At 63.7% G+C, this 12295-nt stretch carries 8 protein-coding genes and 1 pseudogene; 7 read left to right on the forward strand and 2 right to left on the reverse strand.

Going from position 1 to position 12295, the window contains the following annotated elements; all coding sequences use genetic code 11:
- Positions 1 to 3 precede the first annotated feature (3 nt).
- Complete coding sequence (locus HB778_RS09845; RefSeq protein ID WP_183463421.1) at positions 4 to 1221, reverse strand: MFS transporter; 1218 nt, start codon at positions 1219 to 1221, stop codon at positions 4 to 6.
- A gap of 260 nt (positions 1222 to 1481) precedes the next feature.
- Here HB778_RS09845 and HB778_RS09850 point away from each other — a divergent pair, with 260 nt between their 5' ends.
- Complete coding sequence (locus tag HB778_RS09850; RefSeq protein WP_183463423.1) at positions 1482 to 2081, forward strand: TetR/AcrR family transcriptional regulator; 600 nt, start codon at positions 1482 to 1484, stop codon at positions 2079 to 2081.
- A gap of 66 nt (positions 2082 to 2147) precedes the next feature.
- Here the strand turns inward: HB778_RS09850 and HB778_RS09855 are convergent, their stop codons facing one another.
- Positions 2148 to 3068: a peptidylprolyl isomerase gene (locus HB778_RS09855; RefSeq protein WP_183463425.1), complete on the reverse strand. Its 921-nt coding sequence runs from the start codon at positions 3066 to 3068 to the stop codon at positions 2148 to 2150.
- 262 nt (positions 3069 to 3330) lie between these two features.
- Between HB778_RS09855 and secA the strand changes: the two are divergent.
- The 6 genes and pseudogenes from secA (at position 3331) to HB778_RS09885 (ending at position 12186) form a co-directional block, all read left to right on the forward strand.
- A pseudogene (gene secA, locus HB778_RS09860) lies at positions 3331 to 6062 on the forward strand (preprotein translocase subunit SecA).
- Between the two features lie 405 nt (positions 6063 to 6467).
- Positions 6468 to 7868: an oligosaccharide flippase family protein gene (locus HB778_RS09865; RefSeq protein WP_183463427.1), complete on the forward strand. Its 1401-nt coding sequence runs from the start codon at positions 6468 to 6470 to the stop codon at positions 7866 to 7868.
- Complete coding sequence (locus HB778_RS09870; protein ID WP_183463429.1) at positions 7868 to 9148, forward strand: GNAT family N-acetyltransferase; 1281 nt, start codon at positions 7868 to 7870, stop codon at positions 9146 to 9148. The genes HB778_RS09865 and HB778_RS09870 overlap by 1 nt, the downstream gene beginning before the upstream one ends.
- Positions 9149 to 9304: 156 nt before the next feature.
- Positions 9305 to 10069 carry a creatininase family protein gene (locus tag HB778_RS09875; protein ID WP_244661883.1) on the forward strand — a complete coding sequence of 255 codons (765 nt, stop codon included), beginning with the start codon at positions 9305 to 9307 and terminating at the stop codon, positions 10067 to 10069.
- Positions 10066 to 11235: a YncE family protein gene (locus HB778_RS09880; protein ID WP_183463433.1), complete on the forward strand. Its 1170-nt coding sequence runs from the start codon at positions 10066 to 10068 to the stop codon at positions 11233 to 11235. The genes HB778_RS09875 and HB778_RS09880 overlap by 4 nt, the downstream gene beginning before the upstream one ends.
- A 315-nt stretch (positions 11236 to 11550) precedes the next feature.
- A complete protein-coding gene (locus tag HB778_RS09885; RefSeq protein WP_183463435.1) occupies positions 11551 to 12186 on the forward strand; it encodes a hypothetical protein in 636 nt (211 codons plus the stop codon).
- Positions 12187 to 12295 lie beyond the last annotated feature (109 nt).

The following is a 12295-nucleotide window of genomic DNA, read 5'->3' on the forward strand; positions in this document are numbered from 1 at the left end:
AATTCACGCGCTTTGGCGCGACATGAATTCGCTGGCGAAACAGAGCAGTGCCGCAACCGGCAGCGCCAGGCCGATCCAGGACACCAGCGGCCAGCCGCCTTGCGCATACGCCCAACCGCCGACGGCCGAGCCGATTGCGCCGGCGATGAAGAACGTCGCCATATAAAGCCCGTTCAGACGGCTGCGATGTGCGGCGCCGAGCGCGAACAGGTCGCGATAGCCGAGGACGAGGTTGGTCTGCACACCGAAGTCGAGCACGATGGCGGCGGCGACCAGCAGCGCCAATGAAAGCGTCGAGCCGCTGCGGGCGATGTGGGTTACGAGAAACGCCACGGCGACGCACAGCATGGCAAAGGCGGTTGCCGGCCGGCCCCATCCGTGGTCGGCAACCCTTCCAGCGAGCGGCGCGGCGATCGCGCCGGCGACGCCGGCCAACGCGAACAGGCCGATGCCGCGCTGCGTCAGCCCAAAGTCAGGCCCGGCCAGCAGCAGCGGCGTTGTCGTCCAGAACAGGCTGAAAGCCGCGAACAGGAACGCCTGGTAGAGAGCCCGCCGCCGCAGCACCGGCGTCGTGCGCGCAATATGCACCATGGACGCCAACAGCGCGCCGTAGCTCAGACGCGCCGTCGGCACGCGCCTGGGCAGCGCGAACCGCAGCACTGCGATCAGCACGATCATGACGGCGCAAGAGGTGAAGTAGACCACATGCCAGGACGACAGCGCGGTGATGAAGCTGGAGAGCGGCCGCGACAGCATGATGCCCAGCAGCAATCCCACCGAGACATTGCCGACCACGCGGCCACGCCTGGCTTCCGGCGCCAGGTGCGCCGCATAGGGGATAAGCGCCTGCACCGCGACCGAGCCAAGGCCGACAAACAGCATCGCGGCCAGAAAAGTCGCCGGCTGTGTTGAAATCGCCGCGCCCAGCAAGGCGAGCGTTGCAACGGCGAGTATGCCGAGCACGAGCCTGCGGTTCTCGATGAGGTCGCCAAGCGGCACGATAAACAGCAGGCCAACCCCGTAGCCGATCTGGGCCATCGTGACGATCAGGCCCGCCGCATGTGGCGGCAGGCCAAGTTCAGCGCCGATCGGGCCGATCAGTGGCTGCGCATAGTAGATATTGGCGACAATCAGCCCGCAGGCGGCAGCCAGCAAAAAGGTCATCCAGTTCGAAATCGTCGTCTCGGCGGGTGCGGAGCCGGGTGAGATAACAGCCGTCATGACGATCTCCATCGGAACGAAACGTTTCGTTGAATAGAACGAACCGTTCCGTTTCGTCAAGCGATGATGTATGAACATCTCTTGGCATCAGCGCATTGTGCGGCCAGATGGCTTCCTTTGCCGTCCGCAAGTGCTGCAAGGAAAACGAGTGCTTTTACCCCGGATGGTTCCTATCTGGGCAAAAGCGCGGGCGAGGCAAGCGATTGCCGGCGGGTTATTGTTTCAGCCGAGACGAGAAACCGCTTCAGGAGGGACGGCTCATGGGCGAAATCGCCGATCCGGCACGCAAATCGATTGGCGCCAGGCGCAATCCCGACAGCGCCGAAGCGATTTTGGAGGCTGCCGAAGCCGTGCTGATCGAGGCCGGTTATGCCGGTTTCTCGATCGAGGCGGTGGCGCGGCGTGCGCGCGCCGGCAAGCCGACCATCTATCGCTGGTGGCCGAGCAAGGCTGCCCTGCTGCTCGAAGTCTACCAGCGCCAGAAGCGCGTCGACCTTCCCGATACCGGAAGCCTGGAGGAGGATCTCGTCGGCTTCCTGATCAATCTGTTCACGCACTGGCGCGAGACATCGTCGGGCAGTGTCTTCAAGTCGCTGATCGCCGAGGCCCAATCGGATGAAACCGCGGCCGCGGCGCTTGCCGGCTATGCCGGAGGGCGCCGCACCCACACCGGCCAGATCATCGAGCGCGCCAAGGCACGCGGCGAGATCGCCGGGGATATCGATCCGGGTGTGGTCGCCGACCTCGTCGCCTCCTATGCCTGGCGGCATCTCCTGATCAACCGGCTCGACGAGCCTGAGGCGACGATACGCAAGATGGTCCGCTATCTCCTGCAAGGCATAGAAGCGCCCGGCAGATAACGGCGGCCAATAAAAAAGGGCGCGGCAACCCTCGGCTGCCGCGCCCTTTGAAAAAATCGTTCAGGCTTACTTGCCGGCTTCCATCGTGTCGACAGCCTGCTTCAGCTTGGCGTCGGGGATCTCGACCTTGGCGCCGGCGCGCAGCGACTTGACCAGCGCGAAATACTTGTCGCGGATGACCGCCTGCTTGGCCTGGTCCTTGACCTCGTCGAAGGCCGGCGGCTGCTTGGCGCGCTTGTCCTCGAGCTTGATGACATGCCAGCCGAACTGCGACTGCACCGGCTGCTCGGTGTATTTGCCGACCTCGAGCGCGAACGCCGCCTTGTCGAACTCCGGCACCATCTGGCCAGGTCCGAACCAGCCGAGGTCGCCGCCATTGGACTTGCCCGAGGGATCGCTCGTGTGCTCGTTGGCGAGCTTCTGGAAATCGGCGCCGCCGTCGAGCTGCTTGATGATGGCCTCGGCCTCTTCCTTCGTCTTCACGAGGATGTGACGGGCATGCACCTCGTTGACCGGCGGCGTGTTGGCGATTTCCTGGTCGTAGCGGGCGCGGATCTCGGCATCGGTGACCTTGTCGACGACGCCCTTCTCGACCATTTCGCCATGCAGCGCGCGCTGCTGCAGGAACGCCATGCGGCGCTGGAAGTCGGGATCCTTGTCGAGACCGTCGGTCACGGCCTTGGCGGCCATGACGCGGATCTCGATGGCCGCCGAAAGGGCCGCGGCGCGGCGCTGTTCGGGCGGCAGCTGCGCGAATTGCTGCGACAGCTCGCCTTCGGCAAGCACCAGATCGGCTTCCGTCAGGGGCTGGCCGTTGACCGTGGCGACGACGGCGTTCGGGTCGACCGGTGCCGCGGGTGCCGCAGCGGCATCGGCCGGAGCAGCGGGAGCGGCCTCCTGCGCCACGACAGGCGACAGGCAAAGAGCCGACAGGCCGAAGGCCAGGCCAAGGCTGGCAAGCGACGCACGGCGGAACAACAAGGGCATAAGGATGACTCCGGGGAAGGATTGTAAGGAGGGGTGGCTTCCAGATCAGCCAGATTGTGGCGGAATTTGGCGCGACCGGCAGGGCCAGCGCGGCGTTGACATCAGTTGAGCCCCCTCTTATCTGTCCAACGACTTTGCGTCCAGAACCGTTTTCCGGGCGCTTTTTGTGTTTGCCCGTATTCAGGCGGTGCGTTCACGCGGATGTGATGGGGCCGGCCGGCGCTCGTCTGAAGATTGAGAATTCTATCGAAAGGACCATTGTATGGTCAGTCTCGGCGGTCTCGCCCGTAAGGTTTTCGGTTCCTCCAACGACCGTCGGGTCAAATCGACCCGGCCTCGTGTCGAGGCGATCAACGCCATGGAAAACGAGATGCGGGCGCTCTCCGACGCCGAACTCGCCGGGCGTACGCAAAAATTCCGCCAGGATATCGCCAATGGCGCCAGCCTTGACGACCTTCTGGTCCCGGCCTTCGCCACTGCCCGCGAGGCGGCGCGCCGCGTGCTCGGCATGCGCCCCTTCGACGTCCAGCTGATCGGCGGCATGGTGCTGCACAATGGCGGCATTGCCGAGATGCGCACCGGCGAGGGCAAGACCCTGGTCGCGACGCTGCCGGTCTACCTCAACGCACTCGCCGGCAACGGCGTCCATGTCGTCACCGTCAACGACTATCTCGCCACACGCGACTCCGAATGGATGGGCCGCGTCTACAAATTCCTCGGCCTCTCGGTCGGCGTCATCGTCCATGGCCTCTCGGACGAGGAACGCCGCGTCGCCTACGCCGCTGACGTCACCTACGCCACCAACAACGAGCTCGGCTTCGACTATCTGCGCGACAACATGAAGTACGAGCGCGCCCAGATGGTGCAGCGCGGCCACAATTACGCGATCGTCGACGAAGTCGATTCCATCCTGGTCGACGAGGCGCGCACGCCGCTGATCATTTCCGGTCCGCTCGAGGACCGTTCGGAAATGTACAACACCATCGACACCTTCATCATCCAGCTGCAGCCGCAGGATTATGAGATCGACGAGAAGCAGAAGACCTCGATCTTCACCGAGGAAGGCACCGAGAAGCTGGAGAACATGCTGCGCGATGCCGACCTGTTGAAGGGCGAGTCGCTCTACGACGTCGAGAACGTCGCCATCGTCCACCACGTCAACAACGCGCTGAAGGCGCACCGGCTGTTCCAGCGCGACAAGGACTATATCGTTCGCAACGACGAGATCGTCATCATCGACGAGTTCACCGGCCGCATGATGCCCGGCCGCCGCTATTCGGAAGGCCTGCACCAGGCGCTGGAAGCCAAGGAGCATGTGGCGATCCAGCCGGAGAACCAGACGCTCGCCTCCGTCACCTTCCAGAACTACTTCCGCCTCTACAAGAAGCTGTCCGGCATGACCGGCACGGCGCTGACCGAGGCCGAGGAATTCGGCAACATCTACGGCCTCGAAGTTACCGAGATCCCGACCAATCTGCCGGTCATCCGCAAGGACGAGGACGACGAGGTCTACCGGACGGTCGAGGAGAAATACAAGGCGATCGTCAAGGAGATCCGCGAGGCGAGCGCCAAGGGCCAGCCGACGCTGGTCGGCACCACCTCGATCGAGAAGTCCGAACAGCTGGCCGAGCGCCTGCGCAAGGAGGGCTTCAAGGATTTCGAGGTGCTGAACGCCCGCCACCACGAGCGCGAGGCGGCGATCGTCGCCCAGGCCGGCAAGCCCGGCGCCATCACCATCGCCACAAACATGGCCGGCCGCGCACCGACATCAAGCTCGGCGGCAATGCCGAAATGCGCATCGCCGACGAATTGGGCGACATGCCCGAAGGCCCCGACCGCGAGGCGCGCGAAAAGGAGATCAACGCCGACGTCGAGCGCCTGAAGGAAAAGGCGCTGGCTGCCGGCGGCCTCTACGTGCTCGCCACCGAGCGCCATGAATCGCGCCGCATCGACAACCAGTTGCGTGGCCGTTCCGGCCGCCAGGGCGACCCCGGCCGTTCGAAATTCTTCCTGTCGCTGCAGGACGACCTGATGCGCATCTTCGGTTCCGAGCGCATGGACGGCATGCTGCAGAAGCTCGGCCTCAAGGAAGACGAGGCGATCATCCACCCCTGGATCAACAAGGCGCTGGAAAAGGCGCAGAAGAAGGTCGAGGCACGCAACTTCGACATCCGCAAGAACCTGTTGAAATATGACGACGTCTCCAACGACCAGCGCAAGGTGGTGTTCGAACAGCGCATCGAGCTGATGGACGGCGAAGGCCTGACCGAGATCATCGCCGAGATGCGCGAGGGCGTCATCGACGAGATCGTCGCCAAGGCCATTCCCGAAAACGCCTATGCCGAGCAGTGGGATGTTGGCGGACTGAAGGCCGAGGTCGCCGAATTCCTCAATCTCGACCTGCCCGTCGACGAGTGGGCCAAGGAAGAAGGCATCGCCGAGGACGACATTCGCGAGCGCATCACTGCCGCCGCCGACGCCGCCGCCAAGGAGCGCTCCGAGCGCTTCGGCCCCGAAGTAATGACCTATGTCGAGCGCTCCGTGGTGCTGCAGACGCTCGACCATCTGTGGCGCGAGCACATCGTCAACCTCGACCATCTGCGTTCGGTCGTCGGCTTCCGCGGTTACGCCCAGCGCGATCCGCTGCAGGAGTACAAGGGCGAGGCGTTCGAGCTGTTCCAGGCGATGCTGGGCAACCTGCGCCAGGCCGTCACCGCGCAGCTGATGCGCGTCGAACTGGTCCGCCAGGCCGCCGAAGCCCCGCCCCCGGAAGCCCCCGACATGTTCGGCACCCATATTGACGGCACCACCGGCGAGAACGATTTCGAAGGCGGCGAAACCGCCCTGCTGGTGCGCCAGGAGCAGAACGCCATCGTCGCCCCCGAAGACCGCGACCCGAAGAACCAGGCCACCTGGGGCAAGGTCGGCCGCAACGAAGCCTGCCCCTGCGGCTCCGGCAAGAAGTACAAGCACTGCCACGGGGCGTTCGCGTAAGGACGCGCTCTTCCTTCTCCCCGTTCACGGGGGAGAAGGTGCCCGAAGGGCGGATGAGGGGCAGCGCTGACTTCCAAGATTTGGCCTATTTCCTCTAGCCGTATCGCCGTCGGTGTTCCGAAACACGGCGCATCTCGAAAACCGGATTCTGGGCTTCACCTACTTAGGCGGTCGCCGGCCCCTTCGCTATGGCTCCCTGCCCTTCGGGCGTTCAGCCCCTTCAAAAGGTCCACTGGACCTTTTGATCCGCCCGAAGGCGGACCGGGTCTTCACCGTTCGTCGCTCGAAAAGCCAAATCGTTGGCTTTTCGTCCGCTGCGCGGACCGCTCCTCACCCAACCGTTTCTTAATGTGTCTCCGCTACACCAAAGCCTGAAAAAGAGGCGGAAAACGGAGAGAGATCGGGGTGCGCTTTTCCGCGGCCACGACTGCCGGGCGGTTCTTGCCGCAGCGTTTGGCGCTGCGCGTCGAACCGTTGCTTGGCCGCATCGACGCCGTGCTGTTCACCGCCGATGAACGCGGCGAAGCCGGCCGCATGTCGGTCATCGCCTTCTCCATCCGCATCGTCAGCGCCGTCATCGCCTTCATCAGCCAGGTGCTGATGGCGCGCTGGATGGGCTCGTTCGAATACGGCATCTTCGTGCTCGTCTGGGTGACGATGGTCATCGTCGGCAACCTCGCCTGCCTCGGCTTCCACACCTCCGTCATCCGCTTCATCCCCGAATACCGCGAGCGCGGAATGATGGACGAACTGCGCGGCATCGTCGTCGCCAGCCGCCTGTTCGTGCTGATCGCCTCCACCATCATCGCCGGGCTCGGCGCCCTCGGCGTCTGGCTGGCGGCACCGTGGATCGAAAACTACTATGTGATCCCGTTCATCCTCGGCGTCATCTGCTTGCCGATGATCGCGGTGTCGGATCTGCTGCAAGGCCAGGCCAGGGCGAACAGCTGGGCGCTTTTCGCTTTGTCGCCGACCTATCTGATACGGCCGGTGCTGATCCTGCTGTTCATGGCGCTGATGCTTTTCGCCGGCTACGCCGCCGACGCCAGGACCGCGATCTTCGCCTCGATCGCCGCCACCTACGTCACCACGCTCGCGCAGCTGATCGGCGTCACGCACCGCATGGAAAGGCAGATCCCGGCCGGACCGATGAAGGTGCATTTCGCGCAATGGTTCATCGTCTCGCTGCCGATCTTCCTGGTCGAAAGCTTCTTCTTCCTGCTCACCAATGCCGATGTGCTGATGGTCGGCGCCTATATGGATCCCAACGACGTCGCCGTCTATTTCGCCACGGTCAAGACGCTGGCGCTGGTGCATTTCGTCTATTTCGCCGTCAAGGCCGGTGTTGCCCAGCGCTATGCGCAGTTCACCCATGGCGAGCCGGACAAGCTCGCCGCCTTCGCCCGCGAGACGGTGTCATGGACCTTCTGGCCCTCGCTCTTGATGGCACTGCTGGTGCTGGCGCTGGGTGAACCCATGCTGGTGCTGTTCGGCCCCGAATTCACATCGGGCTATCCGCTGCTGTTCCTGCTCGTCTTCGGCGTCGTGGCGCGCGCCGCCGTGGGGCCATGCGAAAGCCTGCTCACCATGAGCGGCAACCAGAACATCTGCGCCGCCGTCTATGCCATGACGCTCGCCTTCAACATCGGCCTCAACGTGGTGCTGATCCCGCTTTTCGGCTTGTGGGGTGCAGCCATGGCCACCGCCTTTGCCATGATCTTCGAGGCCAGCGCGCTGTCCTTCACGGTCTGGCGCAAGCTCGGCATCGTCATGGCGATCTTCGTGCCTGCCAAAGGAGCCGCCTGATGGCCGCCATCCCGTTGCTCGAGGAAACCAGCGGCGGCACCGCCGGCGCCATGGTGTCCGGCCTTGCCGGGCTGGCGCGCGACCCCGACCCCGCCCATATCGAAATCCTTGCCAACAACCGGCCCGAGCGCAAGCTTGCCATCTATCCGGCGTCCGCCGGCTTCGACCTGGTCGAGGAGCTGGATTATCTCTGCGCCCGCACGATCGAGCCGAACGTCTTCTTCAACCCACGCTTCCTGGCGCCCGCAATGCCTCGGCTGGAGGATCGCGAGGTGCGGCTGGCGGTGATCCGCGACGGCGACGAATACCGCAACCGGCTGCGCCTTCTGGTGCCGCTCTCGGTGGAACGGCCCGTGGTGCCGCTCGGCGTTCCGGTGATGCGCACCTGGGCGAGCCCCTTCGGTCCGCTCGGCACGCCGCTGATCGACCGCGACGATCCGATCGGCGTCGTCGAGGATTTCTTCTCGATGCTGTCGCGCCCGCATCTCAAGCTGCCGAAAGTCCTCGTGCTGCCCGACATCAGGCTCGACGGTCCGGTGGCAAGCCTGCTTGACTCCGTTGCCGAGACGCGCGGCCTGACGCTGGTCACCACCGGTCAGACCTCGCGACCCGTGCTGCAGAGCGAACTCGACGGCGACGACTATCTGAAGGCATCGCTGCGTTCGCACCATTATCGCGAGTTCCGCCGCCTGAAGCGGCGCCTTGCCGACCTCGGCAGGCTGGAGCATGTGGTGGCGCGCGGCCCCGAGGAAATCCGCCACGCCATCGAAAGCTTCCTGACGCTGGAAGCGTCCGGCTGGAAGGGCCGCGAGCGCACCGCCATGGCGATCGACCGCTTCCGCGCCGCCTTTGCCCGCGAGGCCGTCCACCGGCTCGCCGAACAGGACATGTGCCGCATCCATTCGCTGACACTCGACGGCCGGACCATCGCCTGCCTGATCGTCTTCGTCGAGGCCGGCGTCGCCTACACCTGGAAGACGGCCTATGACGAGACGCTATCAGCCTATTCGCCCGGCACGCTGCTGATGATCGAGGTCACCAGGCAGCATCTCGACGATCCCAACATCATGATGACCGATTCCTGCGCGGTGCCGGACCATCCGGTGATGAGCAGGCTGTGGACCGAGCGCAAGCCGATCGGCACGCTGGTGATCGGGTTGACACCGGATGCCGACCGTCTCGCCCGCCAGGCCGCCTCGCAGCTGCATCTCTACCGCGAGACCCGCAACATGGCCCGCCTGTTGCGCAACCGCATGAAGAGCTTGTTGCGACGGCGGTAGACCATGATCCCGAATTTTTGCGGCTGCAGGCGCCTTGCCGAGCCCCCTGTCCCTCACACAAACAGCGCAACAACGGACGGGCGTCCGCGGCCCAACCCGATCGCACGGTTCGCAGGCACCGTCATCGGCCTATGGTTTCTGTCAGGTCTTGCCTCAGTGGCGAACGCCACCAACGCATCGGTCTTCCTCGAGGACCAGACCTGGACCGAACTGCGCGATCGGATCGGCGCCGGGACGACGACGATCATCATCCCGATAGGCGGCACCGAACAAAGCGGCCCCGCCATGGCGCTGGGCAAGCACAATGTGCGGGTCAAGTTCCTGGCGGAGAAGATTGCCGGCCAACTGGGCAACGCCTTGGTCGCGCCCGTGATCTCCTATGTTCCGGAAGGGACCATCGACCCACCGACCGCCCATATGCGGTTTCCCGGCACGATCACCATCAGCGACAAGACTTTCGAGGAGTTGCTCGAATCCGCGGCCCGCAGCTTCAAGCTGCATGGCTTCAAGACCATCGTGCTGATCGGCGACCATGGCGGCTATCAGGCCGACGAGCGCCATGTCGCCGATCGCCTGAATGCCGAATGGCGCAAAACCCCGGTCCGGGTGTTTGCGGCGCTCGAATACTATCAGATCACCCAGGGCGCCTATGTCGACAAGCTCCTGTCGGCCGGCGCGACGCGGCCGGAGATCGGAACCCACGCCGGATTGGCCGACACATCGCTCATGCTCGCCATCGATCCTTCCATGGTGCGCAAGGATCGCCTTGTGGCCTCGCCGAAGCTTGATGCCGGCGACGGCGTCTATGGTGGCGATCCGACACGATCGTCAGCCGCGTTTGGCCAGCTCGGCGTAGACCTGATCGTCAACGGAACGACCGAGGCGATCCGCAGCTTCATCGAAAAGCAGCAGCCCAAATGACCAAGGCATATTGGTGGTTCACGAGCCTGTGCGCGCCGCTCGTGTTGTTGATCGCGCTGGCCCCGGCATCGGCTTCAGCCGGCTCGTGCCCGGAAGATTGCAGCGAGCCGCCGCCCCGAGCTCCGATCAATATCTACAGCCAGACAAGCTCTGACCATTTGAGCCCGGCGACGGCAGGCGCGCTGCCGCGTGTCTATGTTCCGAACCGCTCGTCCAACAGCGTATCGGTCATCGACCCCGTGACCCTCAAGGAGGTCGACAGGTTCCTTGTCGGGAGCAAGCCGCAGCACGTCGTTCCGTCCTGGGATTTGAAGACGCTCTGGGTCGCCAACAACGCCAGCAGCACCAGCAAGGGCAGCGTGACGCCCATCGACCCCAAGACCGCCAAGCCGGGCCACGATATTTCGGTCGATGACCCCTACAACATGTATTTCATGCCGGACGGAAGTTCGGCCGTCATCGTTGATGAAGCCTACCAGCGGCTCGACCTGCGCGATCCGCAGACCATGGCGCTGAAATCGACGATACCGACACCAACCTGCCCCGGTATCAACCATGCCGATTTTTCCGCCGACAATGCCTACGCCATCTTCACCTGCGAATATGGTGATGGCGGCCTGTTGAAGGTGGACCTGAAAAACCAGAAGGTGCTCGGCCACCTCGCTCTGTCGAAAATGGGCATGCCGCAGGACGTCAGGCTCTCCCCCGACGGCAAGGTCTTCTACGTCGCCGACATGATGAACGACGGCGTGTTCCTGATCGACGGAGACAGCTTTTCCGAGATCGGCTTCATCGCCACCGGCATCGGAACGCACGGATTTGTCGTCAGCCGCGACGGGACGAAGCTCTATGTTTCAAACCGCGGCTCGCACAAGATGGAGCAAGGCCGTGCAAAGGGGCCGGGCAGCGTGACCGTCATCGATTTCGCCACCCGATCGGTCGTCGCGCAATGGCCTATACCGGGTGGCGGCAGCCCCGACATGGGCAATGTCAGCGCCGACGGCAGGCAATTGTGGCTGTCCGGCCGCTTCGACAGCGAGGTCTACATGATCGACACCACCTCGGGGGCCGTGACGAAAATCCGGGTCGGCGTCGAGCCTCACGGCCTGACGGTCTGGCCGCAGCCCGGCAGATACTCGCAGGGCCACACCGGTAACATGCGATAGGCATCTCGACCGCGAAGACGCGCGACACAACCGCCTGATGCCGCTCCGTCGTCCAAGGCAATAAAACCGTTCTCATCGAAGAGGTTCTTGCCGCCACAGCCTCGCGGGTGTGGCCAAACTGCACCGCCGATTTCCGGCCGCGAGCCGTTCGGACAAAGCGGCCCGCACGAATGACACATCGTCACATAACTGTAATAGCGCGCGCCTAGCTAAATCGCCGCCACACCCCAACGCGCCGCTCGATGCGCCGCCACATCTCGAGGAAAGACCATGCTTTTGCGCACCATCATCGCCCCATTGGGCGTTTGCTTGTCCATGGCCACATCGGCCCTTGCAGCCGACCTGGTCGAAGCCCCGCCACCGGCAGCGCCGACCTGGACGATTGCAATCGAAGGCGACCCGGAATTCTATGCCATCGACAATGGCAGCAACACCGCCCGGTCGCTTGCCGACACCTACTTCAAACTCAGCGTCTCGCACAATTTCGACAATAATTTCGTCGGCGGCATCTTTATCCAGCCGACCTTCAAGACCGGTGGAAAGTCGCAGTACTACGCCGAAGCGAGCCTCGGCTACAAAATCAAGATCTCGGATGCCTTCACCCTGACCCCCAGCCTGGGGCTCGGCTACACCTGGCACGATACAGGCATCATCAAGGATACCGATGCCAACGCGAATGTTCCCTACTACGCCCTGTATCTCGCGGGCGATTGGAAGCTGTCCCGGCAGTGGACCTGGAACGTCTTCAACTTCCGCTACCGAAATGCCTTCAGCACCACCTGGGAGACGCCGAAACTGGCCACCGGCGTGACCTACAACATCGACTCCACCAACGCGGTCTATGCCAGCGTCGGTTATTCCTGGAAGAAGACCGACACGACCTCGGCGCCCTACAACGATCTCGCCGGCGACAAATGGAACATCGGGATCGGCTATAAGCACTCGCTCTGAGCGCGCCAGCAAGAGTTAAGGCTGGCTTTAGCACAGGCCTTCATTCATCTGTCAGTTGCATCCGCGGCGGCGAAATCCACCGCTCCGGATAGCCCGAACCGGCAACGCG

This window comes from Mesorhizobium huakuii (genome assembly GCF_014189455.1).
Taxonomy (GTDB): Bacteria; Pseudomonadota; Alphaproteobacteria; order Rhizobiales; family Rhizobiaceae; genus Mesorhizobium; species Mesorhizobium huakuii_A.